This is a genomic window from Bradyrhizobium sp. ISRA436 (assembly GCF_029910015.1).
Taxonomy (GTDB): Bacteria; Pseudomonadota; Alphaproteobacteria; order Rhizobiales; family Xanthobacteraceae; genus Bradyrhizobium.
This window is the reverse complement of the sequence record NZ_CP094519.1, coordinates 6,066,896-6,092,687: the sequence shown is the minus strand read 5'-3', so window position 1 is coordinate 6,092,687 and position 25,792 is coordinate 6,066,896. Positions and strand designations below refer to the sequence as shown.

Below are 25,792 nucleotides of genomic sequence, written 5' to 3'. Positions count from 1 at the left end.
TGAATGAAAGAGTTTAAGGCTGCTTCCGCAGATGACGAGTGAATCGGCCGGATCGTCGGGGATCCGCCGTCGTCGATCGCGTCGGGACCGTGATCAGCCTGTCGGGTATGATCGTTCCCAGATGGCTGTGGCTGGAATTGTGTACGCGGATGGCCGCCAGGTGCTTGTCGACACGGTTCCACCATCGCGCCATGCATTGGCGCTCGCACGCAAGCGTCGTGAAGGCGTCCCCGGTGAAAGCCCGCCAGTCAGCAAGACATTTTGCGGGGACGGCCGTAAGAAGTGGCAAGCCATGCACGATCGCATCAGAAAATTCGGCGCGTAGGCCCTGGCCCAATGCCTCCTGGCTGGAGAATTTGTTGATCACGATAAGATCGGCGTTCTCGTTGATCGCCCGGGATACGACGCTTGCGGCTTCGGCAAGTCCACTCGTATCGAGCTTGCAGGAGGTCGCTCCTGTCCCCAGGGATTGACAGATCGAAATCTCGCGTCCTGTCGCAATGTCGACCGCGAGCATGATCGTCGTGCCGTTTGCGTTCTCGACGTATCGTTGGACAATCCCGCCGACTCGTGCGCCTTGATGAGCGAGATCCTGAGCAAAGTCGGCGAGCAGGGCATCGACGTGGTCTTCGGGCCGGTAGAGAATGGCGGCCAAGAAATTTGGATCGATCTCGCCAAGTGCGGTGGTCATGGTTTGATCCTATTGTTGCTCATTCGCCCGCGTCGCAGCCGCCACGGCGCGCGGTGACGGATCGAAGGCAGCGACCGGCAAGAAGCGCGCGACTTCGGCGAAAACGTCCATCCCGTCGGAGAGCCGCAGGGCATCGAAGGATCGACGCGGAATGCGCGCCAGAATCTGGGCGGCTGAGCCTCCAATTTCGAGCGCGAGCACCAACGTGACCTCAGCCGCGTCGAACGGCATCGAGGCTTTGATGCGTGCCGGAATGATATTGAGGATCGAGCTCGCGCGCGGCGCCTCGCGCGCGACGCTGACGTCACGGGCCGCAATGCGCAGCCGTCGCCGGGTGCCTGGCGCAAGCGGCGTCCCGGGCACCAACAGGCGCGCGCCTTTGAGGCGCAGGATGATTAATCCATATCGTCCGTCGTAGCCGCTGACGACAGCGTCAAGACTGACTGCGGCATCGCGGCGCGAGGCAAGTGGCAGGGCATGATCGCTTTGCAAGGCCTGTAACGGGCCAGCAGCGGTCACGGTTCCATGTTCCATCATGACCAGATGATCGGCAAAATGTTCTATATCGGCCGCATGATGGCTGAGATAGATCATTGGCAGTGTAGGATTTTCGTGCAACCGCTCAAGGAATGGACGAATCTCTCGATTTTGCGCAGCGAGCAAATCCTCCACCACGAGGAGCCGGGGTTTTGACAACAATGCGGAGCCTATCGCGACACGTTGCCGTTCGTCGGCCGACAGAGTTGAGGCCGAGCGGTCAAGCAGCGACGCCAGGCCAAGCAGTTCGACCACTTCATTGCAGTCAACCTTGGTTGGTGTGGACTTGGCGGCGGCGTAAAGCAAGTTGCGTCTGACGGACAGCTGCGAAAACAGGGTCGGGCGCTGGGCAACATAGGCGACGGGGCGCAGATGCGGCGGGCGGAACCTGGCCTCGTCCTGCCACACCTCACCATCGAGCGCACAGAAGCCGGCCGGCAGGCGCGTAAAGCCGGCGATGCAGCGCGCGACGGTCTTCTTGCCGCAACCTGGCGGGCCGACGATCGCGGTTATACCCTTGGCCGGTACGCTAAACTGCGCATCAAGCGGGATGCGCCCGCGAGAGCCGCTGAACGCAACTTCGATACAGCCTGGTTTTGCTGCTCTCACTTGTCGGCGCTCATGCTGCAAATTTCGATTAAGGCAACGAGCAGGATCACCGCAAGCAGCAAGATCAGCGTGCCGCCAACGAGCCAGTTCGTTTCGCTCCAGCGTGACGTCTGCATCACGGCGATGCCATAAGGCGCGGCCGCAGCATTGCAGGTTGACAGCTGTACGATAGGCGGCGCTTTGAATAGTTCCGTGCCGTTTACGAGGGCCGCAGTCGAGCGCCGCAACGCGTGCCGGCCGATCACACAGCTGAACAAGGTTTTCGCACTTGTGGGACGATGCTCGACCAGTCCGATCGGACGCAGCACCGCTTGTGGGGCCTGGCCGCATTGCCCGCGGGTCGTGATAAAGTCAAAGGTGGCCTCGCGCCCTGCGTTTTTGCAACGTGCCGCAATGACGTCGGCTGGCCGTGTGGACTGCGGGCCTATCACCAAAGTACGGTTTATTGCCAGCGCATCTGCGTGCACAGGCTGCGTCAGAGTTGCATCGATTGGGATCAATTGACCAGGCTCATCGCGACTCCAGAAGCCGGTACTGCAACCGCTCTTGCCGCTGCAGCACCTTGCGCCCCATCCCAGCAAGCTTCGTGCCGCTCGAGCAATACTGTGCCGAACCGTTTTCGCGCCAATCGAACCGAGGACAGGTGGCTCAGCGCCGTACTCTCGAATGGCTGCGCGTTATGCTCGGGTCTTCGACGTTGCAGTCCTCCAACCGCATATCGCGGATGGGAGAGATGGTCGGACGGCTCTGCGTTGAACTGTCAAGGATGAGTTCGTCTGACGATGTGATGACCGAGACGTCTACCGTGGGCATAAGCCGACATTGTTGGAATGTGTACGATCTCGATCTCATCGATCGAGCTACCCGAGGGAAATGCGTCGCCCGACGGCTACTGTGATGGCATTGACCCCTTAGCTAGAAGTTTAGTGATCTCTTGGACGGGCCTTTCAGAGATTTCAGGCATCTATGCTTCATGAGCATCACGATCGACCTCCTCGCACGACTTTGGCGACCATCGCGCCAAGAGTGAGCACCGTGCGCCCAAGCGCAAACTCCCGAACGATTTCCTGATTTCATCGAGCAGCACGCCGGCAGGCCTTGTCTGAGAGCGAACAAATTCGCGCCTCACTCGCTCGTGCTGGCACATAGGACTGGCCATGGCTATCGCTTCGCTGCGCATCAGCGCCCCCAAATCCCCCTATCGGGACTGCGACATCACACTCGTGGAGGCAGCGGACCCAACGGCAGCGATAAGTGTCATGTGCACCGATGCGGAGACCGGCTTGATCATAGGCAGCCCGTCCATCGCGTCGAACCGCTGCGATTATCTGCGAAATGTCGGAGCAGACGAGGTCATCCGCCTGATCGGCGGCACCTACCGCCTAGCCTCGGTCGCTGTCGATATCGGAGCGCAGGATCTCGCCAGGCGGAGCCGTCGGATAACGGACGAGTTGCGGTTAGCCCCACGGTTGTGGCGACGGACACGGCGACGACGAGGTTCGTGAACGGCTCCGTGCATTGCGCTCGAACACTTGCGTCGACGGCGTCGCCTCATTTGCGCTTGCCGGGTGCTATGCTGACGGCGAAATGGGCCGGGCGCAATGGTGCATCGTGCGTCAGCTGGTCGACAGCTAAACCTGGCAGTTGAAGACCTCTCTACCCGGAATGGCAGCTCCGGCTTGATCCGCTCACGACCTTGGGCGGGCGTTCAGCACTCTTGGTTGGCAACGGCGGTCTTTGATCTCTGCTTTGTCATTCAGGTGATGTTCGTCCGTCGTGACGACTCAGGCTTTGAAAAGTGCCGGTCTGACGCATTCCCTTGCTTGGTGACAGCAGAGGTTGGATCTATGGACGCAGGACGGGCTCAGCGGGGCGCTCGCACGACTTCCGAAACGTCGGAAACTGGTGAAACTTCCGAACCGAGGGAGCGATGGGGCGAAGCCATGACACTGGCGAGGGCGTCTGCCGCCGATCAGACTCCTCGCGAAGCTTCGGCTCCGAGCGAATCGCCGCGCAATCAGGTTGCGGAGAACAGGGCTGCCGAAGAGGGGCAGGGCGAGAACACGAACGGGCCGGAGGCGACGAGGCGAACGAGAGCTTGGGAAGAGGCGGGCGATATCGATGAAGCGCTGGATTTGTCGTCATTGTCCCTGACCACCTTGCCGGCTGCTCTCCCGGCCGGCCTCCGCCGCCTGAATCTTGACGACAACCAGTTGACCACTTTACCCCATCCTCTTCCGGCCGGTCTCCGGCGGCTCTATGCCAGCGGCAATCGCCTATCCAGTCTGCCCGACCTTCCTGCCGCACTGCGGCGGCTTTACGCCATCAGCAATCGGCTAACCAGCCTGCCCGCTGAGCTGCCGCCCGGGCTCCGCCGCCTGAACGTCAACAGCAATCGGCTAACCGATCTGCCCGACCTTCCACCAACACTTCAGGAGCTCGATGCCAGCGGCAACCATCTGACCAGCCTGCCCGCCCTTCCAGCCGGGCTCGAGCGCTTGAACGTCGACTATAATCAGCTGGCCGATCTCCCCGATCCCCTTCCGGCTGCGCTCGAGTGGCTCAGCGCCAGCCACAATCGGCTAACCAGCTTGCCCGAGACTGTCCCGTCAGAGCTCCTATGGCTTGATGCCAGCAATAACCAGTTGACCAGCGTGCCCGAGCCCCTGCTGGCCCGGCTAGGTCGAGAGTCCAGCATCAACCTGGAGGATAATCCGCTGCCCGAGGAGGTGCAGGCCAACCTGATGACGGCCCTGCAGTCTGGGGACTACGCTGGCCCGCAGGTGTTTTTTACAGGGGATGAAGGGGTCGCACAAGTTCAGGCGCGCTCCTTGTCCGATGTTGTCGCGGACTGGCTCGTTGGTGAGCCGAAGATGGTGGCCGCCTGGCAGGGCTTCGCCCAAGAACCGGGCGCCCAGCAATACGCACACTGTCTGGACAGGCTGAGAGGTACCGTGAACTACGGCAATGAGACGTTCCGGCAGGCGGTGCGCGATGACCTGAGGCAAGCTGCGATCAGGCCGCGATTGCGCGAGCAGTACTTCCAACTCGCCCTCGACGCGAGCACGAGTTGCGAAGATCGCATCACTTTTACTTGGAATGGCATGCAGACCGCCCGTCTGAACGTTGATGTCGAGGACGGGGTCTATGACGGGCGGCTCGAGGAACTGCTCCAGCACGGTCGTGTCATGTTCCGCCTGGAGACGCTGGACGGCATCGCGCGCGACAGGGTCAAGTCGCTCCGCCGCGCCGATCCGGACTCCGACGTCGACGAGATCGAAGTCTACCTTGCTTACCAGAATCAGCTGCGTGACCCGCTGGAATTGTTGCACATCGCCCCCGACATGCGCTTCTTGGCCGTCTCGCACGTCGATCAGAACGACGTCGCTGCGGCTGAGACATTCGTGCGGAACCAGGAGAAAACAGGGTTCGCCGATTATCTGGCAACGCGCTGGCAACCTTGGGCGACGGTCGCGCGCCGTATCGCGCCCAAAGACTACGAAGCGATGGAGAAGCGGCTCGCCGATGCAGTAGAAAATGAATTCAAGACTCGCTTGGCCCAAAGCCTCGCCGCGCTTCAGATGACCGCAGACACCCAGGCATCCTCTTCCACGTCCTGGTTGCAGGATGCCGAGCGGGAGCTTGGAGCCGAGATCAGCAGCAAGCTCGCTTGCGAGATCAAGGGCGATCTCCTGCGCAAGGTGCTCACAGACCGAGGGCTTGCGCTCTGAAGCGGTCCTCCAAGGGCAAGGGCCGTCGATCCATCCGCAATCGTCATTACAGTCATGACCTTTTCGGAGATCGACGCCGCAGATGGCAACGGCCTCTTCATTTCTCCTGCATTTGTAGTGTGCGCTGCTCGGATCACGCAAACCAGCAGCCGCAAATCGTTCCCGATTCCGGGAGCCAGCCGCCTGGTTAGCTCGCCGCGCGGCGATTGGCGCGAGCTTGCGATCTGGCGTTCATTTGGCCTTGAGTCCCGAGTGCGACAGCCCTGCCGCAAGCAAGTCGCTCGAATTGTGCTGTCGCTCTGTCGGCATTGGCAACAACCGCTGCGCACAACCTTCGACAGTCGGTTGTGCGCCGGGCGGCCAGGTCGTCGGCATCGGCGACCGCCATGCTGCATGCTCGCGCCCGGGCCTCGACATGTGCAACGCAGGACATATTTTCGCGCCCGACGTTTAAAGGGCTTGAATCGCACGTAGCGTCAGGTCGTACGATCTGAAGTACAAGGCGACGGCCCCGAAGCCTCACGATGGATAACAAACGTTGCGAATGTCCAAAGACTTCAGTCTCGCTCTGCCCGAGGCCGCTGCATGCGCCTTGCGTCGCTTACGCCCCGCGCGGGTAACGTCCCTGCGTTTGCGGCCTGAGCAGGGCATTCCATTCGGGGTCAAACCGGGGCGCCTTCGCTTTACCGCTGTGCAGCGACGGCGTACCAGGATCAGGCCCCATCTTGGCTGGCCCGCGTGCTCGTCTTTGCGGACGAAGGTAGCCAGGCTTGCGAGGTCACTGAAATCGCATGACGGGTCGATTGCGTGGCCGTAAATGGCTTCGTTTTCCTTGTGCGGCTACTTCGTCACCAACGTCTTGGACGCGCGCGTGCAAGAGGAGCGAGCGGTGCGCGGTTTGACGTCGCTCTAGCTCTGAGGTTCCTCATCCAGCATCGCCGCGTGGATCATTCCCTTCGGCCCTCGGGGCTCCCAGGTCATCGGTTGGCCGTAGAATCATCAACTATAGTTACGCAGGACGTTCGAGACCGGCCATGTATCAAGCCGCACAAATCGAGACGTCCCGATCTCGATTCGTGGCGCTGTTCAACAGCAAGCGAAGCCAGTCTCAGCCGCGAGGTTGTGGCCGTCTCGAGAACGATGATCAGCAAGCGCCTTGGGAGCGCCGCCTGGTCGCAAACATCGCGTTCCCTGCCTCGCCGCTTTGGCAGCTTCCACCTGTTCTCCGGTAGACGGGTGATGTTGCGCATTCAAACAATCCTGGAGGACGTGCGGGTCAAGAGAGATGCCGTGAACCAAGGGTCGCGCACTCGTTGGATCTATAAAGGACCTCGCTTTGCGACGGCTATCGCGGTCGTGGCGATAATAACGGCTTTGTACACGGAACACGCACGTGCTCGAGCGGTAGAAGCAGAGGACGCATTGTCGTCTTGCAGGTTGGATTTGACGCGCTTTTGTGGCCACTTTACTGGACGTCAGGATACGGATGTCGTTATGTTCTGTCTCAGAGATAACTTCAAAACCTTGCGTGCTGAATGCCGTCGCGCCATTCCGGTCGCGACGGAACGAAAGGAAAGCGCGAAACGAGGCGGCGTCCACAAGAAGGCAGCGTCGCGTGTGATCCGTCGTGAGAAACCATCGAAGCGGTCGATTCGGAAACGGTGACGGAATGAGTTTCCGAACCGATGCTCCACGAAAGTCTTCATCACGCTGAGTGAATCGAGGTTGATCAATCGGGTAGGAAGCGGGAGGAGACGAGTTTGCTCGCGTCTCGGCCAAGATGTGTTCTTCGACAATGTGCCCGATCCTCGTCACTTATTGATGTTCTAACGACGCGTACCTCGATTGACGTCAGAACCGCAGCGTCAGAGGAAATGTTGTCGCCAAGAGTCGCTCAAAAGTAGAATGTTGCTCAAGCAGGCGCTTTTCAAGGGCGTGTCGTTCCGCGTCCGGCAACTCGGCTTCGAGCAACCGACGACAACGCCAAATGCTGTTTCTTACCGATCTTATCTCGCTCAATCTGTCGTCAATTGACGTCATCACGCAAGCTGACCCGACTTTCAAGTCGCCAAGAAACCCGTCCAATCTCCCAATCTTAGGCAGCCGTCCCACGAAGCGATGTTCAATTCGATTAAGTCGCTGAGGAGAGCCTGTCACAGATTGCTTAGGTGGTCAGGAGAGCGAAGGCATGGTGTGCACGAAGGCCCTCATCAATCGATTATCATCTTGTCACTGCGCATGTGTTGGAATTTGCCGCAGGTCGAGAGGTTTCCCTGCGTTATGGTCATCTACGGTGCGGAATTCATGCGCGCTCCTACCAAGCTTAGTGGGCGCGCATGAGAGAAGTTCTTTCTAGACGGGCGAATCAAACGTGACGCGGGATACGCTCGTCTCTCTGGGGCCGAGTCCACAAGGACGATGTGCTCGTGCCGGGATCGACTGCGAAGATATCAGCGGTTGATCACGAGCCATGGTCGGGCTTTCTCGCCTCAGCTGATGGGAGGGCTGGAATGGCTTCTTGGTCGAAGCCGGCGGTCGGTCCGGGGTCGAACCGGCCGGGTCCTGATCTCGTCTCGACGCTGCCAGTATTGACATGAGCGTGGCCGACCTTGTTCATCGGCGGGTGCTCGGATCTGCGCCTAGACGAGAGCAGCAGTTCGCAAGCCGTTGTGACGATGCGACCGCCGATGGCGCTAGCGCGACCGGCGCGTCCGCTCGCGGCGATCCAGACCGCGCCCGGTCGCACGCCGAGTTCCGGGCGCGGCAATCGCCTCTTCGGTCAACGAGCGGGGTGCGTGCGCTCATCAACGTCACGGAATAGGCTATCTCCGCATCTGCGTCCAATTGGAACACGCCAATCGCGCTCGAACCAATCAACAGAACGAACCGACCGTGCTCGATACCTCAGGTGGCGCGAGCAGGCGGCCTTCCTCCATGGCGGGCCATGCCACAAACCCGCGCTGTGATACCCGGCTGAGCGTTTCGGTCAGGTGTACGTCGCTCTCTGCATAGGCCAGTTTACCGCTTGAACCTTACGTCGCGTCAGGTTGTAGGTTCGAAAGGCGATGAACGAGGCTATGCCGCGCAGGGATCATGATGCATTGGCACTCAAACTCGAGCAGCTTGCTCATCCTCAGTTCTCTCGGTGGGAGGGGCTGTTGGTTAACCCCAGGTCCACCGAGCGTCAGGAAAAGCTGACACGCCAGCAGTTGATTGGTCCTAACGAGGAGCCTCGCGCCATGTGGCACAGAACGATCGAATGGCGTGACCACTGAAACGCTTTCGTGAAGGCTGCAGCCGCGCTCGCGATCAGGTCGGCCCGATCGATCAGTGACGGGAGGCTTGGCACGAGGCAGTTCATCTCCACTCTTGGGCGCCGGATGGGCGCATCGCTCGCATAGCCACGAGGGCGCTCGTGGGGGAAGTACGGGAGGTCTGATGTTCGCGCAAACGAAGCTCGATGCCGCGCTGAGTGAGATTGAACGGGCTCGCAACATCGCGGAATTCTCGACTGCGGTGGTCAGCCACGACAAGCAGTTGCGGATGACCGAACAGGCAGTGTTCTTGCAGAAGGCTGCTGCGGAGTTCCAGCGTAGATTCTTGACATGCTTCGAGGAAACCATCCGTGCGAGAAAATCGTGGGGCTACGCCACGACATGCAATGCCGTTAGCCGAAGGGCCGGTGGTCAGCCAGGCATGGAGGCATGCGAAAGGATAGCTGCCCAGTTATCGCGATTCGATGACACCCTGATCAGGAAAGTCGGGATCAGGGCGCTGTCGATTTTTGCATCGTCATTCGGGCGCCATCCCAGAAGAGCGGAATGCCGCAACGGAGCAATCAGAATTGCCAAGTTCTGTCGCGATGAGAGCAGGTCACTTCGGGAATTGAACAATTTGAGCCTGGCAGCACTGGTAAATGGATTTTGCAAATGGCCGGAAGAGGCGGCCTTTCGCGAGGCCACCCTTGCGATCGCCGGTGAGATCACTTCCCGCGCGGGCGGCCGCGGCCGGCTCGCTGATTTTACGCAGCAGGGAATGGCAAACCTGGTGAACGGCTTTTGCAAATGGCCAGGAGAGCCAGCGTTATGCCAAGCCGCGGTCGTGCTCGCCCGTGAGGTCCAGCGCCGTGCCGCGCAGTTGCCAGAGTTTGCCCCCCAAGGATTGTCCATCCTGGTGAACGGTTTCAGCAAGTGGCCGGAAGAACCGGCGTGTGGTCAAGCCGCGGTTGCAATCGCGCATGAGGTCGTTCGGCGTGCCAAATGGTTTGATAGTTTCAGCCAGCAGGATTTGGCAAACCTGGTGAATGGCTTCAGCAAGTGGCCAGATGAGCTAGGCGCTCGTCAAGCGACAGTCGCGATCGCGCAGGAACTGCTTCGTAGTGCCGCCCAACTGCGTGGCTACACTCAGCAAGGCCTTGCGAACCTGGTGAATGGCTTCAGCAAATGGCCTGAAGATGAAGTCTGTCGCAGGGCCACCATCGCGATCGCAGGTGAGGTCCTTTGCCGCGACAGCCAACTTCCGGATCATACTCATCAAGGATTGGCAAACCTGGTGAACGGCTTCAGCAAATGGCCGGACGAGGTGGTCTCTCGTCAGGCCGCCGCCGCACTCGCTCGAGAGATCCTGCGCCGGTCCCCTCGGCTAGGTGATTTTACCCGTCAGGGATTGGCGCTCTTGGTGAACGGCTTCAGCAACTGGCCAGAGAATCCGCCGTGCGGCCAAGCGGTCGTCGCGCTTGCGGGCGAGGTCCTCCGGAGCGCCAACCCTGAGACAGGACTGCCGGGTTTTACTGCTCAAGACCTGAGGGGGCTCGTGATGGGTCTCAGCAGATGGCCGGAGCAGGTGGCGTCTCGCCAAGCCGCAATCGCGGCTGCCGATGAGATCAATCGCCGTGGTATCGGGCTCTTTGATTTTACGCGGCTCGAAGCCGAGAGGTTGATCAACGCTTTTAGCCAATGGCCCGAAGAGGTCGCGCGCCAGTCTGCCATAGTGGATATCACCACGGAGCTCCAGGTCATACAGCGTCAAACCGTAGCGAATTGCATTGGAGAGAAGCGATTAGATCACGCGCTCGATTCGGCGACAGACATAAGCGGTCTTTCGCAAGCAATCGTCGACCCGCATGGTGCGAAGACGTCAAAACACGGAAGCCGCACGCAGCATAGCTCTCGCGGATCCGTCCATGGTACGCAGATTCCCCAAGGCCGAGCCAATGCTTAAAAGAAAGCAACCCTTGATCCAGGCTGAGAACGACGTGGTCGAGCATATGCTCTCGTCATTGACGACGATCTCATTGCAGAACCGCATTGCGCCCACCGATAAACAGGTGATGCATCATTTCGGGCTTGCTTGCGAAAGAGCGGGGCTGATCGCAACGGATGAATCGACGATCCGGATCCTAAAGCGTGTCTCTCGAGAGATCCACGGGGCGCGGTCGGTGCTGGAGTTCATCGCTCGCGATGCGCGTCAACTACAGTGAAACAAGTGCAGTGGTCGGTATCCACTGAACTGGAGCCATACGCTAGCTGGGTCTGCTCGGCCCGATCACTTGGCGACTATCAGAAGATCAGAGCGGCGACCGGACCGGCCTCGACGAGAATTGATGCCGTTATCTTAACGCGCGATGCGCGCCGAGCTCGACGAGCCGACTGTGCCAGGCATGTCGCGAACGTAGGCTTCGACAGCCCCGGTGAAGCTGCGCATTGAATACAGCAATCCGGACGAACCTCAGAATGGACAGCGGGCACGTCGGCCTTCCATATAAGCCTCGTACTCAGTACCGCCGTTGCATGATCAGGCTCAGTTCCAAGTCCCGAAGCATCGTGTAGTTCCGTCGGATCCATTGATGCAGCTCGGTTGACCAATCCCTCTCGTTGCGCAGATATCCGGTAAAAGAGAAATTCAGTCGATCGATGTAGGCCTTTAGAAATATCGGTAGCGCAGGGATGTGGAGCACACGTCCGTCATTCATGTTCTCGGGCAATCCGCCGCGCAGCACGAATTCATTATGAACGGTGACCAGATTCCCTGGCGGAACCTGTCGCCGCAGCATTTCATAACTCCGCCAGGAGATACGATCGGCGCCAGCGACGAACAGGATGATCGGCGCGACATACTGGCGCGCCGTCTCCTTCATGAACCCGATCTCATCGCACATCTTGAAGAACTCGTCGAAGGCATGGAAACCGAGATCAATCACCTTGGCCACCCGATCATGGATGATCAGCGGGTCCACTAGCTGCATCTTGCCGTAAGTGTCGATCACGTCCGCTGTCTCGGTGATCCTTGGCAGGTAATCCAGCAATGATGGCTCCTTCAAATTGACGTCGAAGGAGAGCGCCGCGCCGTTCTTCAGCAACAAGAACTCGCTCACGAGGCGAGCGACAAGGGTTTTGCCGACCTGAGGGCTCGGAGAGCAGATGATGTAGACGGGTGTTGCTAACATCGCCAGCAATATCAGTCGAGTGTCGTACCTGGGCTGCCCTTGACTCGCCAACTATGCGTCTATTTCTCGCCGCCGCGAGTCACTGATTTGGCGCCAGCCAATTCTGTCAAGCTGATGCGGTCGTATTCACTCCAGACATTTGCGAGCCAGTGCCGGACATAGCCGCGTAGCACGAAGGAGTAGTTCGCAGGCTCGTCGTTTCGCGCCTTGTTCGCGATGAAGTCAACGAACGGGACCGCGGCCACTTCGACCTGCTCGTAGGCCATCTCGTTGAGCTTGGGGATGGTCAGCTCTGTTGCATACTTGATACGCTGGAAATACGAATTGTAGGTGGATTGGTCCCACTGGAAGAACTGCGTATCATTGATGAAGTTCTTTACCAGAAAATATTTTGCGCCAGCCATGAAGGATGCAGTCTCGGCGATTTCGTCAAGCGAAGCGATGGACGGTCCGAGGATGTGGAATACAGCGAAAGTGATCTGGCCCGACCGTGCTGCATCCAGAAAGCCGATGTCGCGCAGCGAGCCGAGCGCTGAGGATAGCAGGCCAGCCCGAGCATCAATCACCGTGACGGAGATTCCCGAATTGAGAGTATCAAAGATCTTCATCTGATCCGAAGTCGTCGTCATGTCGACGATCTCGGTGATATCCGGATAGAAGCGCTTCAATGTTCCTCGAGGTGATTCCGTATCGAATGCACGTATCTGCACACTATTGGCGCTGAAGTAGTCCAGAAGCGTTCTGGACACTGTCGTCTTGCCGACGCCACCCTTGTCTGCACCAACCACGATCACAACTGGCTTCACCATAGAACTCTCCTGCGACACTCACCATCGCGGACGCGACATGCGTCTGCGGCAAGCGTGTGCTTTGGCTGCGAACATGGCAGAACGAGGGACGCTCGAATGTATGATGCAGAGCTGCGTTAGTGATAGACAGCTTTATTGCCAAGCTGACATGACGGCGCACACAACGAGCGACAAAAGATCAGAACGGAGCTGTCGGCGCCAATGTTGATGTCGAGCTATGTGCGAATGTTCAGTACAGCGCCTCGCAAAGGGCGGGCCGTGGAGATGAAAGTCAATCGCATCACGATCCGCACCTTGGAGTGATGGCCAGCGAAACGAGTTGAATCTGACGTTGCGTCAGGTTGTGGAGCTGTCACGGAGATAACCGGAGCGACGCCAACTGTGTACGGATAGCTGCCAGCGGCGAACTTGCGATCAAGAAGCGGATAGATCCGATCTATCGTGTTGCAGACGCGCATGGGCGGTTGGCGATGGCGGACCGCGTGCGCATGTCACTGAGCGGCGGTTGCATAATCGGAAATCTGGCGCGGTTCGCCAGATGGATTGCAATTCCATCCGCTCTCGTCACCCGGCCCGGCGTGGTGCCCAGCAATCGGATGATTGACTGAAAACCCAAAGTTGGCGAACTGAGATCTCGTTGCGGCTGCCGGGAAGCGATGTCGCTAACCACGCGAACCTGACGATGGCGTCCTTGAGTGAGAATTCGTGAGGCCATCCGGAACGTAAGCCGCGTAAAATGGACGACGGCCGGCAACAAGCGTGTCAACAATGGGCTGCGGCGTTGCGGGGCTCTGCCAGTGGCGGCACTCTCGGGCCGAGCGTGAGATCCGAGGATATGTGGCAGGAGGTCGTGCAAGGCACCTACCTTGTAAGAGTCGTGTCGGCAGTATGTAGAGCTGCGGTTTCGGCACGACGTTACGGATCAGCATTTTATGAAGAAATGCCTGTCATAGCGCAGGTATCGTCATCATATGGGCGGTCTGCTCGAGGTCCTCCCTACATATCGCCTTTTGCGAATCTGCTGGCATCTCGGGGCAGTGACGCGCGATGCCGCGGCCTGGACCCCAGCTTGCAGGAAGTCCGATGCCCGAGACCCATGAGCGCGGCGTCGCGCGCTCGAGAGCTTGAAACAGCAACGGCGCCCACCGGCGAACGGTCGCGCGTGACGAGCCCCGGCGAGCCGCCCCAAGATGGTCTCTCAGCTTGGACCAGGCGCGCCATGGTTGGCGCTTGAGAACGTATAGCCACCGGACGTTCTCAGACATTCACAAAGCGGGAGTTTGCCGGAACTCATGCCCACAGCATCAGTGGCCCTGCGCCGCCCAAATGCGGTGTTACGGTCCGTTGTCATATCCGGTTCCGTCTGGCGCATGACCCATTTTCGTTTTCGCAGTCCGCCCGCTCGCTTACATCAAGTCATCGTCCCATTCCGGCGCGTGAGCTGGTGCACGCGCGGGGCTGGCGTGATGAGCATTGCGTTCGCCATCGTCGATTGTCGACAGATATAACGGCGGTTTGTCTTTTCGCTGCCATTTGCCTTCGCTGTTCTTGGTCCACTCGTCGCCGTGGCGGGTCGGGTCAAGCGCCATGATCGAGTGACCCACATCACCAAAACCCAATGCTGCCGTGCGGGCTTTCGCTTGTTCGTTGATAGGATGAGAGAGCAGCAATGGTCGCTCGCCGTCACGCCGAAGCTGGTGTTCCAGCAGAATATCGGCTGCGTTGTCCACAAGCGGGTGAGTGACCTGAAAACTTACAACGGATGTGGCGATCCGTCCTGGAAATTGCTGCTGCCATTGTTCTCCTTCGAACACATCGCTCATATCATCTGCGCTCGTGTTGCCTAACTGGTAGCTGAAATATCGTGCGTCCTTCGAATCAGAGTCCGTTCGGCCGTGGTTGTAAGTGACGTCCGCTGCGCGTTCGGCTTTCAACGACACTGAACGCGAGTAGCTCTGCGGTCTTGCGGCGATATCCTGTATCTCGTCGCCATAGAAGTCTTTCACTTTCGCCGCAAATGAAGATTGTGAGAGCTCTACCACAGGCGGATCGGAAACCAGGGAATACGGCCGTGAAGCTGCCGAAGATGGACTGGCGTGAGAGCCACGCGCTGCTATGTGCATGCCCTCTAGCATGCCGGTAAAGCTCTGGTCCTCGGCAGTATCGGAGTTGGGAGAATGGCTGGATTGGATGTTGGATGAGCCGTTGATACGGCCATACATGTCGGTGCGTATTCCTTTCGACAAATGACTTGACGTTGAGTGTGTGCCGCTCAAGCCCTGGAGCAGGTAGATATTCACCCAAGCTGACGACAAGATGACGAGGATACGTTGGCATGTGAGAACACGCCTGAGGCCTCTACTGCGACCGCCGGAGCTCATTGTGGCTCGCTCATCCGCGGTGGTTGGCTAGCGCGGCTGGTTTCGGCCGTTCCGTCAAGTGCGAGCGATAGCCTCAGATTGTTGCGCAACATCGGATTTGCGGGCTCGGCTGCGAGAGCTTGCCGATAGAGGGCCTGCGCCTCACGATGACGACCCTCACTGTCGAGAGCAACTCCCTTCGCGTTCAGGACGCGTAGATCACCGGGGACGGCACGCAAGACGTTGTCGAGCACCTCGAGCGCTTCATCGGGACGCTTGTGCGCCAGCAAGGCGCGCGCAAGCGGAATCGCCGCATCAACATTACCCGGTTGTTGCTTTAATGAATCTCGCAAGGCGTCCTCATCGGCATCTCGACCAAGGGCGGTCGCGATGCGTTCTCGCGTAGCAGGGTCAATCTCCTTGGTGTTCAACGGCTCTCGCGCTGACGTCTCTAGCGAGAGGCCTGGATTAGTGATGCTGGTGCAGCCTCCGAGCAGTACGATGGCAAGTAAGGTGAAGAGGGCTGAACACAGCCGAGGGCGCAACGAGCGTAAGTGCCGCCAATCCTTTATCTCAACCGGGCTCATGCGATCTCTTTACGACTACTGTGCACTGTTAACTGGCGGCGGGGATCGGGTCACGAATCGCTCCTGATGAAGCGCTATCCTTGGCAGCCGTGAGCTTGACCGATCCAATTGGCTGGACGGTGAAATCCGAGGCGAGATCCTGGTAGGACAGAACAGGCAGATCGATCGCGTTGCGGGTAAGAAAGCCGCGCACGAAGCGCCGGATATCCATTGAACCAAGAACTACCGGTCGGTTCTTGCTCCGTGCGATGCTGGAATGGATCTGGCGGAATTGTGAAAGCAGCTTCTCGCTCTGCCAATCCTCTAACACCAGGTAGGGACCGACTGCAGTATCGCGCACCGCGCCACGCACGATCTCCTCGGTCTCACGTTCGATGATGAAGGCGGCCACCACGCGGTGGGCGTTTGCATACCGATGACAGATTTGTCGTTTCAGACCGGAGCGAACATATTCGGCGAGCAGCACGGCGTTCTGCTCCCGTTCACTCCATTCTGCCAACGCCTCCAGGACCAGGCGGGTATTGCGAATGGGAATCCCCTCGTCCAATAGGCGGCGTAGGACGTCAGCGATCCGGGGTACCGGTGTTGTGCGCAGCACTTCCTTCACCAGATCAGCATACTCTTGCTCCATCCGGCCCAGCAGTTGACGCGTCTCCTGAATGCCCACCAAACGCTGTGCGTAGCGTGTCAATGTCGCGTGGACGCGCAAGGCGATGACGTCGCTCGGGCGGTGATGTCCGATTCCGGCGGCTTTGAGAGCCGTCGCATGACCTTGTTCGATCCAGATTCGATTCGTCTCGGGATCTTGCCGAAAGGGGATGCCGCTCAACTCGATGTTCGCCGCGTCATCGTTAAGCACGAGTTGCGTCGGGTCAACGAAATCACTTTCAACCGGCACTCCCTCGACGTCGACCCGGAATTGCGATTCACTTAAGTGTTGGTCGACTTGGGTGGGGATGCGTGGAACCGTGATGCCAAGATCTGAGGAGACCGTTGCCGAAATCTGCCCGATGCGTTGCTCAAGCTCGTCTTTGTCGATTGCATGGATCAGATTCGGGGCGAGGACCAGCGTGATTGGAAGCGCCTCTGCAGGCACGGTCTGCTTCTGAGCTTGGGCCTGAGCCGGAGCCGAACCGCTGGTGCCGGTGCCCGGCTTGGCGGCGGGCTTGCTGCCGGGTATGCCGACCTTGACGAAGCTTGCCGCAGCAAAGAGCGTGGCCAGCATGACGAACGGAGGCAAAGGGAAACCAGGGACGAGCCCCATCACGACCAGGACGCAGGCAGCCAAGCGAAGCGCTTGTGTGCTGGCCGTAAGCTGGTTGACGATATCGGCGCCAAGATTGAGTTTGGAAGGACCGTTGACACGGGTGACGATAGTTGCGGCCGTAATTGACAACAGAAGAGCGGGAATCTGCGAAATGAGCGCATCACCTATTGTCAGGATCGTATATTGATGCAGCGCCTCTTCAAGGGACATGCCCTTGGAGAGTATAGCGATCGAGATGCCTCCGAGCATATTGATGCAGATGACTATGAGCCCGGCGATGGCGTCGCCTTTCACGAATTTCATGGCGCCGTCCATAGCGCCGTGAAGTTGGCTTTCTCGCTCGAGTACGGCGCGCCGGCTGCGAGCTTCGTGTTGATCGATATGACCGTTGCGCAGCTCCGCGTCTATCGCCATCTGCTTGCCGGGCAGCGCGTCCAACGTGAAACGTGCCGACACCTCTGCGACCCGTTCGGCACCTTTGGCAAGAACCATGAACTGCACCATGGTCACGATTAGGAATATGACGATTCCGACCGCGATGTTGCCTGATATGACGAAATCGCCGAACGTCTGGATGATGCTGCCGGCGTCGCCCTCAGCGAGAATCAGCCGCGTCGTTGCGACGGTGAGAGCCAAGCGAAAGACGGTTGAGATCAGGATGACGCCCGGCAGGGACGAGAAGTCAAGTGGGGTGTTGAGATAGAGCGCGACCATGAGCAGCAGTATGGCAAAGCCCAGGTTGAAGCCGATCAACATGTCGATCACGACGATGGGGATCGGCATGATCATCATTCCGATCGCCAGAAGAAGCATCAACGCGACCATCAAATCCGGGTGTGACGGCGCGCGCATGATGAGACTGCGTAAGACGTTGGCCATGACGAGCCTTATTGTTGTTTGATTGGAGCTCTGCTGGCCCGCAACGAGACATAGCGTTTGAAGGTGGATTGCGCCTCAGCCATGCGGCCAGCCTGACGCAGGGCGTGACTGCGCAATAGCATCAAAGGCAGTCGCGAAGACGGCTGGTCGTCAAGTGTGTCAAGCCGGTCCAAAACGGCCAGCGCCTCGTGACCATGTCGCTCCGAGATGAGAGCGTAGGCCAGCATGCGTAGCAGGTCGACATCCCGAGAATGTTCGTGAGCGACGATGCGCAACAACGCTAAGCTCTGTGCACTCTGCCCACACGCAAGATGGACATAGGCAAGTGCGCAGAGTAAATCACGCTCCGGCCCGGAGATCAGCACGGCCTCACCGGGTTTTGGAACGTTTGGCGGTCGACCAGGTGGAAGCTGTTGCGGTCCATCCGAATTGGACATTGCTAACCTTTGATCAAGCCGTTGTTATTCTGGCGGAGCAGAATCAACCTTCGCAGCTCCAGCTGCAGAACGGCTATCCCCTCGCGTGAGGCCGCATCCTGTGGCGCGTTCGATAGCGCATCGGCCAAACGTTCGAGAAGAGGGCCGTGCTTCTCTGGGCGCAAAACATCGCAATGACGTAGGCGGGGCGTGACGAAGGCGAGCAGGTTGCCAGCGAGAGTGGGGCCATTGAGGCAAGTCAGTTCCGCGCTACGCGCGACCTCACCGAGCTGAGCGGGGGTACCGCTAGGATTGATGCGCGAAACTGGATCGATCGGGTCGAGCGCCAGTTCGCTCTCGATCGTAGCTTCAGCAGGGAGCTCTCGTGTGTAGGAATCCCCAAAAGCCGACGAGCGGCTCGTGCCTCCATTCCCATCCGTGTTTGCGATCTCGAGGCTCTTTGCTCGAGGAATGAGCGGGGTAATGGAAGGTCCATGATCGTCGACATTGGGCGGGCGAAAGGAGGCGCCAGGCTCGATAGAATGGTTGGGCAGCCTCGTCATGACAGTTTCCTTATCTATGGGGCTGCAACGTTAATAAGGCAGAATAGCAACCTGGCCATTCCGGCTCAGCAGCACACGCCCTTCTTCGATCCCATTGACTGTCCATCCATTATTCAACAGCGCGCCGACGAAATACTTTTGACCAGAAATGACGAGATAAGGGTCGCTTCCGCGCCAAACAGCTTGGACAGCAATGGACGACGGCGTCTTTTCCTCCCTGACGGCTACTGCATTGACAAGCGTATAAGCGCCATTGCTCTGGCGATCGAACCATTTCTGGACTTCCTCCCATTTCGCAAGAGAGGCGGGCGCAAGGGTGCCATCGGCGGTGACAACGCCCGTCCCAGAACCCACTTTGATGTTGAGAAGGCCCGCTCTATCAACTTCCTCTTGCAGCCGTTCGGCCGCTGCAACCGTGGTCGGAGCATCAGCTGCGTTAAGCGCCGATCGTGGCGAAACTGCCGCGGCAGGGGAGGAGCCGGAGCTGGGTGACGCAGCGCTGTCGCTACGAACGAAAAGTCTTGAGATTGTGCCGGCCGTAATGGAGCTGAGCAGGACCAAGGCGAGCGCGACGATCGACACACGCCAGCGGTCGGTACGGCGGACCGGTTGAGAGTCGTCTATCAACCAACGAATGGACATCGCGCCGGCGTGAATGACGGCGGGAAGAGGGACAACAACGCGCTCGTTCGGTGCAATGTTCTCGCCTCCATCGACCCGGATTTCGCTGGCAAGAGCCTCGATCTCGATGGCATTGCAATGTGGAGTGACGCGCAAGTGATGCCGTTCGAGACCTTGCTCGACAAATACAAAATCCGCATCGAGGCCACTGCCAATCAGGGTTGGTCCGGCCTCTGCTGTGCCCGTAAGTCCGCAATACGGTCCCGACAGCACTTCGAAACGGGGGCGATTCTGTTCATTCACGGCCGGCCTCCTGAACAGCGAACAGAGCCGCACGGCAACGCCGTACGACTCAACCCGAGTTCGCAGATTGCGCACCTGGGAAAAGTGGGACGACAGCGTCGTCCCACTTCAACTATTACTGAACCCGCTCGTCGGCGACCTTCTTGACGGTTGAAAGCTCAGTTGAAACGACGCGCACTTCCACGTCCCTCTCAGCAGCCTTCGTGCTGGTGGCAGTCAGGGCCGCGAGTTGCCGATTGAAGGCCGCTTCTCCTGCGGCTTCAGCAGCCGCGGAACCAGCCGCAGAAGTGATAGTGCCAGCTGCCCCACCTGCAGTCGAGGTATGAGACGCACCAACGTTAGGCATGTTGTTTCTCCTATTTGTAGGGTGTTACCGCCATTTGCGGCTCCTCTTCGCTGACGCCGCAACGCTCGACGTCAGGAATCCTCGGCAGTCTCAGCCATTACATCGTCAAAACGGCTCATCTGACTACCTAACATTTGGGTGGCGATGGAGCCGAGGGCGACGTTAAACGCTTGACGCATTGCCGCATCCTGCGAGTTATCGGCTGGATTGGCCACGCTATCGACCGGGCTGCCTGCACCCGGCGATTGGCGATGATTGCCATCCGCCCGTGCACGGTCTTTGCCGCCACGATTCGCATGCACGTCGGTATCAACGTGCCCACCGCCGCGTGCGCTCGTAATCCGCATCGGGTTCTCCTATCTCGTTCCAGTTAAGCCAGTGGAGGCAACTCTCTCTGCTGACCTCATTGTGGAAGCATTAGCTTTCGACAAGCTGACGAATCAAAAAAGATGGAGCGAGCCAATGACAAATCGTCGCTCTTCACGACGATCGCGATCAGTCCGGTTTCGCGTGGTGTCGAGCCGGCGCCACCCTCGTGAGGCAGTCTCCAGCCTGTTCCCGGTCTGCACGAACTGCAGAACGGGCTCTCCATCTCACATTGTAACCGTGGCATTCGATCTCCATCCGCGTCTTCCGCCGGTGATTGCAGTCTCGACAACTTCAGAGTTGCTGACGAGAGCCGGATGGCGCGCGATTAAGGTTCGGCAACGACGAGCCCGACTTGACGTTGATCGTGTGTCGGTGCGCCGAAAGGCAGATGACGAGGCGGGAACCGATGAAACGAGTGCTAGACCGCGGTCACGAATTCGCCGGCAAGCTTGCGGGGCCTGCTGATCGGCAGGGGGACCCGACTGCGCGAAGACCACGCAAGCTCGCCTACATTATTGTCCTGCCATCATTCGAGAGGACGGTGTGCCGCTCCGACTAGCTGTAAACGCCGCCGGCTTGCATCCGCTCGGACTCGATGCGAGCCTTCAGGTCGTTCAAATAATTTTCCGCGTAGGACTGCGCCATCGAAACCGGCAGGTTGATGCCGGCTGTCGCCGCTTCTTGAATGGCCTGTTTCACCAAACCTTCGCGCATGGCCAGTTTGACCTCAGGGCCGGCTATACAGCCCACCGCCTGAGCCGCAAGACTGAGGCCGGCTTCTTCCAGCGCTTGTTTCAAGTTGCCGCCTGTGATGGCTGTGTGCAGAAGATTGGCTGCTTGCGCCTCGCTCTCGAGCACCATTGACGCCAGATCGGCCAATTCACCCAAGCCTGGAATGACGCCAAGTACACCAACCGCCGTTGCGGCCCAGTCGATCACCTTCGAGCCCACCTTGAGCACATCGTCAAGCACGTGCATGAAGGCGCCCCCGTTCTTCTTGGGAGACTTGATATCGGGCTGATCCTCCACGCCAATCATCATGTCTGCGACAGCGGACTGATCGGCAGCCGTTTTGGCGACATGCGTCTTCAAGTGATGGGGCGTGCGGTTGGCAGCCGACATGTTGCTGAAGAAGTGGGTGAAGTCGTTATTGCTGATGTTGCCGGAATCGACCGTATGACCGCCGCCGAAGTCAAAGACCTTATGGTGGGTCTTGTAGCCTGTGATCGAATTGTTCAGGAGCCCGAACAACAGAGGATCCGACAGCAGCTGTGAGGCCGCCTGTCGTACCTCGGGAGCCAGGCTCTTGTCGTCGACCATGCTGGCGAGCTTGTCCCGCGTCAGGTCGCCCTTTCCGAAGAAAGCGGCCTGATTCTTGTTGATCGTGTTCAGCGTATCCAGCTCGGTCTGCGAGAGGTTCATCGACGATGAAGCAACCTGCAGGAAGTCCTCCTTGTGGACTTTATCTATCGAGCCACCATACAACTGTTTCCATTCGTTGGGATGATCGAGGAAGTATTGCGCGGCTGCGACAACCTGCGGCGGACATTTGCCGGTTTTGGCCTCGCCGTCGACGATCTGCTTGAAATCCGCAAGGCTCAGGTTCTTGGGCAGGTTATCCGAATACCGATAGAGTTCGCGCAACGCATCGTTTTCGCTCATAACCGATGGCTGACCGCTTCCGGTGCCGTCGGATGGAATGTAGTTGTGCTCGTAGCGTCGCGCCTGCTGGTCCTGGAATGTGGCAACCTGTGCGTGATGATCGGAGAAGCTGGAGAGGTCATCTGCCTTGATCTTGCCACCGCAGCGGCCGTCGCCTTGCGATCCTATCGCATAAAAGAGTTCCGGGTCCTGCTGCAGTGCTTCGATCGCCGCCTTGAGATCCGGCGGTGTGGAGGGATCATTGGCCAGGTCTCCAAGGGATTTCCAATCGAGCGGGCACTTGTCTTTGTGACGGTTCAGCACCGACACAATCTGCAACTCGGTATCGGTCAGGGTGCCGCTGTTCCATGTAATCCTTGAGCTGGGTACTGGCGCCGCCGCAATTCCAACGCTGCCCGCAGCAGCAGGGGTGGGCTCTGGAGCTTGCCCAAGTGCATCCAATGCCGCCTTGAGGTCTGGCGGCAAGATATTTCGCGTTTCCTGCGTGAGCTCCTCCGCCAGTTGCTTGGCTGAGTCTGCCGCCTCCGTATCCTGCGGTACGGAGTGATCGCCCGTCTTATCTTTCAAGGAGCAACCGGCCAGAATCGCCTCGAAGCTTGAAAGCTCCCCGGCTGACGGGAGGCCCGGAGCAAGCCCGGACAAAGTCCCCGTTGAGCAAGCGGTTAGCGGTAGGTTGTTGACTGACATTATACTTCCTCTGATGTGAGATTGCACCACAAGCCGGTCGATGGCGCAGCGGGAAATCGCGCCGGACAACGAACAAGAAGATCGATAGGCGGAGTCCAAGAGTCCTTGCGGTTGCTCAGCACGTCCCGGGCGCTTGGTTCCGCTACAATCTATCGGCACATCGCCGTCTAGCTATTCACGCTGTTATGATAGGAGGGATTAGCTTTCGAGAACCTGACGGCTCTCAGAAGAATTCGCAACGAGCCAATGAAAGAGAAGTAGCCGACGGCTATGGCGCATAATACGTACCTTAGTCTCGTCATGCTTGATCGTGTCCTGACGCGGCACATTGGCGGAATCAAGAACTCGCGGCTGCTATCCTGTAATGGTCGCGTTCGGCGATTTGCGCGACAAGCTCGGACCGCCGACATCCCATGCCGGACTTAATCGCGTTGCGACGCCTGCGTCTCCGCCACAAGGCTATCTGCATCTGCTCCATTGCCGCGGCGAAGTCATGCGACCAGATACTGTTTGCCGGTGCAATCCCACGATATTATTGCCATCGTCGAGCATGTTGAGTGGAGGTCGACGGTGGCCTCGAGCGCGACCAAGCTGAAATGCTTCAGCGTTTATTCCTTATCATCTACGTTTGGCCGCCCGGCGGACCTTCGCTCGACTCTCGAGGCCAAAAGCCAGGGTCCAGTGATGGTGTAAGACGAATCACCCCATCTTCTCGCCATTCAGCTGTGTGAGGTACACCCAGGACAGTGAAAGTCGTCACCGGCAAGGCCTTGCTCGGCATGACAAGGCCGCTTCCTAGCATGTCGATCTGGGATCGCGTGGCGGTTTGGCCAGTGAAGACCCAGTAGTCCTCGGCGCGACGTCCGTCCCTCAGGACAAAATCTCCGAGTTCTGGCGGCGCATCACCGGCGCGCGGCGACGGCTCGGCTTGCGATGGTCCGGCTTGAGGCGGCCGGCGCCGCATTGGCCCGGGTTCAAGCTCCTGCCAAACTCGATCCTTGCCGCGATCGCAGCCGCTCGCGAGGGAGTGCGCAATCGGCTGTTGGGAGTTCGAGCGGACGCCAGCGCCTGATGATGGTTCGGCGTGCGAAGATCCGGCCTCGAGCTCCCGCCAAATCAGGTCCTGGCTGACATCGGCGACTTCATGCAGCGCTAACAGTTCGTGTTCAAAGTCGCTCGGATATTGGCGCGATGAGGAATTTGGCTCCGGGCTCGCATCTGTTCGGCTTATTGAGTTAAAGTCCATCCTGTTCCACCTTTCAGATCACAGACCGGCTCGAGGTTGGGAGGAGCTATTCGGAGCAGCGCGCGGGGAGCTAAACTAAACTTGCCGTCAAGAATGATGCTGCCTGCTTTTCCGGTTCGATCGTCTCATCTCGACGTCTATCGCGGCGCTCGTGCAGGCTCTCATGCTGGCAGGATCAGCTTTCGAAAAGCTGACAAAGCATGCAGAGCGGCATTGAATTTTCTCCTAGGCCACCTCTTGTCATCAGTGATCTGGGCCCGGTGCGTGGACGACGCCACCTTGATGCGGCCCGGTGGGCGACATAGGCGCCTCTGGTCGTCCATCACGAACCACCACGCTTGAGGAGCCGCGAAACAGCATTAAAACCGTCTCGTGCGAAGGCTTTTCGACGATCGGGCTTCGCCGCGCCTCTGCCTCCGCCACCAGGGCTTTGAGCGTCTGGTCCACGAGCGCGACAAAGCGAGGTGGACCGGACGCGAGGACGAGGCCATCACCCGGTGCAGCTTTCAGGATATAGCGCTCATCAGAGATCTTAAGTGCATCGAGCGCCGCCCTGAATGCATCGAAAGTGATCGGATTCAAGGCGAGCAGGCGGCTTTGCACCTCGCGCGCGTCAGATACGTACAGCACCAATCCATCATAGTACCACTGAAGATTGTAGAGATTGGTCAAATGGTCGAGAAACGCTCTCGGAGTGAGATCCGGCATCCGCCCCCGAATTCTCCCCTTCACCTCGGCGCTGACGTTGACCCGAATATTCAAGTTGTTGCCGAATTCCTGGAGCGCCGCAGCGAGGTCCTGATCCAGGATCGTATAGCTATAAGGTGTCGATGGCAGCGTTAGGTCAGCGCCGAGCGCCCTAACGATACCCAGCGAAATAAAAACCCAAACGTATAGCGTGGTCTTCAAGATGTGTAGCCTCGTGGCTCGGGTGGGTGTGCTTGGAATTTGCGCTTGAGACCAGCCATCGAAACTCGCCCAAAATTGGAAATCGAAAATTTCGTCCAAACTGGCGACCAAGCGTGATCTTTAGATGACGATCTTGGCGATGCTCGTCAGCTTTTCGTCAGCTCTCTTGTCTAGGGTGCGGGCCGATCAAACAAGCGGCTAATCGCATCACGTGAGAGCTATGATTTCATGTTTGGCGTCACTCCGATCTCCGCCGGCCTTGTCGAATGCCTCTCCAGGGCCTGTTCATCGACGCAGGCCGAGTTCCAGAAGAAACTCGCACAGGTCGCCTTGCATCAAGATGTCGCCTCTTCCGTGACAGATGGCGCCTTGGCTCCACAAGCCGTGGAACTTCAGCGTGTCGGCGCGCCGGCAAATCCAGTCGGCGATCGCATTCTTCAGAATCTATCTGTCTTGCACCAGGGCAAACCATTTCCCTCGGGTGCAATCCCTTCGATGATCGGCGGCGAGCCTATTCCTGCGAAAAGTCTCCAGCTTGGGCCGGCCGCGCAGCCCGTCATGCGGTCGCACGAAATGCAGGTTCATTCCATCCGAAAGCCGGAAGGCGTGGATAATTTCGAAGTGATGCTGTCGAATTTGCGGGATGTTTACAACAGCGTCATTCAGGTTTCGCTTATCTCCAAGAGTGCCGGCACAGTGAGTTCATCCTTGAACAAGCTGCTATCGTCGGGCTGAGCGACCTCGATGGCTGTTTC

The 25,792-nt window shown here is 58.8% G+C and carries 18 protein-coding genes; 4 read left to right on the top strand and 14 right to left on the bottom strand.

The features are described 5' to 3' along the window. Window positions 1-13 precede the first annotated feature (13 nt). The 3 genes from MTX23_RS28350 to MTX23_RS28340 are packed head-to-tail and all read right to left on the bottom strand — an operon-like array spanning window position 14 to window position 2,337. Complete coding sequence (locus tag MTX23_RS28350) at window positions 14-691, bottom strand: DUF2478 domain-containing protein (RefSeq protein WP_280973426.1); 678 nt, start codon at window positions 689-691, stop codon at window positions 14-16. A gap of 9 nt (window positions 692-700) precedes the next feature. Further along, window positions 701-1,837 (bottom strand): molybdenum ABC transporter ATP-binding protein, encoded by a 1,137-nt coding sequence (modC, locus tag MTX23_RS28345; RefSeq protein ID WP_280973425.1) that lies wholly within the window; start codon window positions 1,835-1,837, stop codon window positions 701-703. Further along, window positions 1,834-2,337, bottom strand: coding sequence for a hypothetical protein (locus MTX23_RS28340; protein ID WP_280973424.1), 504 nt, complete (start codon window positions 2,335-2,337; stop codon window positions 1,834-1,836). The genes modC and MTX23_RS28340 overlap by 4 nt, the downstream gene beginning before the upstream one ends. A gap of 1,347 nt (window positions 2,338-3,684) precedes the next feature. On the opposite strand from MTX23_RS28340, the gene MTX23_RS28335 reads away from it, so the two are divergent. From MTX23_RS28335 to MTX23_RS28325, 3 genes are all read left to right on the top strand, one after another. After that, window positions 3,685-5,568, top strand: a complete 1,884-nt coding sequence (locus tag MTX23_RS28335) for an NEL-type E3 ubiquitin ligase domain-containing protein (RefSeq protein ID WP_280978228.1) — start codon at window positions 3,685-3,687, stop codon at window positions 5,566-5,568. 3,438 nt (window positions 5,569-9,006) lie between these two features. Continuing rightward, window positions 9,007-10,788, top strand: coding sequence for a hypothetical protein (locus MTX23_RS28330; protein WP_280973423.1), 1,782 nt, complete (start codon window positions 9,007-9,009; stop codon window positions 10,786-10,788). 13 nt (window positions 10,789-10,801) lie between these two features. Beyond that, window positions 10,802-11,047, top strand: coding sequence for a hypothetical protein (locus MTX23_RS28325; protein ID WP_280973422.1), 246 nt, complete (start codon window positions 10,802-10,804; stop codon window positions 11,045-11,047). Between the two features lie 294 nt (window positions 11,048-11,341). Here the strand turns inward: MTX23_RS28325 and MTX23_RS28320 are convergent, their stop codons facing one another. The 11 genes from MTX23_RS28320 to MTX23_RS28270 form a co-directional block, all read right to left on the bottom strand. Continuing rightward, window positions 11,342-12,013, bottom strand: coding sequence for a hypothetical protein (locus tag MTX23_RS28320; protein ID WP_280973421.1), 672 nt, complete (start codon window positions 12,011-12,013; stop codon window positions 11,342-11,344). Window positions 12,014-12,072: 59 nt separating this feature from the next. Continuing rightward, window positions 12,073-12,822, bottom strand: a complete 750-nt coding sequence (locus MTX23_RS28315; protein ID WP_280973420.1) for a hypothetical protein — start codon at window positions 12,820-12,822, stop codon at window positions 12,073-12,075. A 1,406-nt stretch (window positions 12,823-14,228) separates the two neighbouring features. Beyond that, window positions 14,229-15,044 carry an Effector protein NopP gene (locus MTX23_RS28310; RefSeq protein WP_280973419.1) on the bottom strand — a complete coding sequence of 272 codons (816 nt, stop codon included), beginning with the start codon at window positions 15,042-15,044 and terminating at the stop codon, window positions 14,229-14,231. A 155-nt stretch (window positions 15,045-15,199) separates the two neighbouring features. Beyond that, window positions 15,200-15,613 (bottom strand): tetratricopeptide repeat protein, encoded by a 414-nt coding sequence (locus tag MTX23_RS28305; protein ID WP_280973418.1) that lies wholly within the window; start codon window positions 15,611-15,613, stop codon window positions 15,200-15,202. 184 nt (window positions 15,614-15,797) lie between these two features. Continuing rightward, on the bottom strand, window positions 15,798-17,915 hold the full coding sequence (sctV, locus tag MTX23_RS28300; RefSeq protein WP_280973417.1) for a type III secretion system export apparatus subunit SctV: 2,118 nt from the start codon (window positions 17,913-17,915) through the stop codon (window positions 15,798-15,800). Window positions 17,916-17,923: 8 nt separating this feature from the next. Then, a complete protein-coding gene (locus MTX23_RS28295; protein ID WP_280973416.1) occupies window positions 17,924-18,352 on the bottom strand; it encodes a histidine kinase in 429 nt (142 codons plus the stop codon). 2 nt (window positions 18,353-18,354) lie between these two features. Further along, window positions 18,355-18,894, bottom strand: a complete 540-nt coding sequence (locus tag MTX23_RS28290; RefSeq protein WP_280973415.1) for a hypothetical protein — start codon at window positions 18,892-18,894, stop codon at window positions 18,355-18,357. 30 nt (window positions 18,895-18,924) lie between these two features. Then, window positions 18,925-19,818 (bottom strand): hypothetical protein, encoded by an 894-nt coding sequence (locus tag MTX23_RS28285; protein WP_280973414.1) that lies wholly within the window; start codon window positions 19,816-19,818, stop codon window positions 18,925-18,927. A 417-nt stretch (window positions 19,819-20,235) separates the two neighbouring features. Further along, on the bottom strand, window positions 20,236-20,511 hold the full coding sequence (locus MTX23_RS28280; RefSeq protein ID WP_280973412.1) for a hypothetical protein: 276 nt from the start codon (window positions 20,509-20,511) through the stop codon (window positions 20,236-20,238). Between the two features lie 577 nt (window positions 20,512-21,088). Beyond that, the gene (locus MTX23_RS28275; RefSeq protein WP_280973411.1) at window positions 21,089-22,882 is read right to left on the bottom strand and encodes an HrpF/NolX family T3SS translocon protein; all 1,794 of its coding nucleotides are present in this window, start codon (window positions 22,880-22,882) and stop codon (window positions 21,089-21,091) included. A 1,489-nt stretch (window positions 22,883-24,371) separates the two neighbouring features. Beyond that, on the bottom strand, window positions 24,372-25,037 hold the full coding sequence (locus MTX23_RS28270; RefSeq protein ID WP_280973410.1) for a nodulation protein NolW: 666 nt from the start codon (window positions 25,035-25,037) through the stop codon (window positions 24,372-24,374). Between the two features lie 228 nt (window positions 25,038-25,265). Here MTX23_RS28270 and MTX23_RS28265 point away from each other — a divergent pair, with 228 nt between their 5' ends. Then, entirely contained in the window at window positions 25,266-25,772 is a 507-nt protein-coding gene (locus tag MTX23_RS28265; protein ID WP_280973409.1) for a nodulation protein NolB, read from the top strand. Window positions 25,773-25,792 lie beyond the last annotated feature (20 nt).

What these genes read in the sequence shown, in the direction of transcription:
- MTX23_RS28265 (WP_280973409.1), top strand. Translation starts at nt 25,266, where the DNA reads ATGTTTGGCGTCACTCCGATCTCCGCCGGCCTTGTCGAATGCCTCTCC.
- MTX23_RS28350 (WP_280973426.1), bottom strand. Translation starts at nt 691, where the DNA reads ATGACCACCGCACTTGGCGAGATCGATCCAAATTTCTTGGCCGCCATT.
- MTX23_RS28335 (WP_280978228.1), top strand. Translation starts at nt 3,685, where the DNA reads ATGGACGCAGGACGGGCTCAGCGGGGCGCTCGCACGACTTCCGAAACG.
- MTX23_RS28310 (WP_280973419.1), bottom strand. Translation starts at nt 15,044, where the DNA reads ATGTATGGCCGTATCAACGGCTCATCCAACATCCAATCCAGCCATTCT.
- MTX23_RS28280 (WP_280973412.1), bottom strand. Translation starts at nt 20,511, where the DNA reads ATGCGGATTACGAGCGCACGCGGCGGTGGGCACGTTGATACCGACGTG.
- MTX23_RS28295 (WP_280973416.1), bottom strand. Translation starts at nt 18,352, where the DNA reads ATGTCCAATTCGGATGGACCGCAACAGCTTCCACCTGGTCGACCGCCA.
- MTX23_RS28315 (WP_280973420.1), bottom strand. Translation starts at nt 12,822, where the DNA reads ATGGTGAAGCCAGTTGTGATCGTGGTTGGTGCAGACAAGGGTGGCGTC.
- MTX23_RS28290 (WP_280973415.1), bottom strand. Translation starts at nt 18,894, where the DNA reads ATGACGAGGCTGCCCAACCATTCTATCGAGCCTGGCGCCTCCTTTCGC.
- MTX23_RS28330 (WP_280973423.1), top strand. Translation starts at nt 9,007, where the DNA reads ATGTTCGCGCAAACGAAGCTCGATGCCGCGCTGAGTGAGATTGAACGG.
- sctV (WP_280973417.1), bottom strand. Translation starts at nt 17,915, where the DNA reads ATGGCCAACGTCTTACGCAGTCTCATCATGCGCGCGCCGTCACACCCG.
- MTX23_RS28275 (WP_280973411.1), bottom strand. Translation starts at nt 22,882, where the DNA reads ATGTCAGTCAACAACCTACCGCTAACCGCTTGCTCAACGGGGACTTTG.
- MTX23_RS28320 (WP_280973421.1), bottom strand. Translation starts at nt 12,013, where the DNA reads ATGTTAGCAACACCCGTCTACATCATCTGCTCTCCGAGCCCTCAGGTC.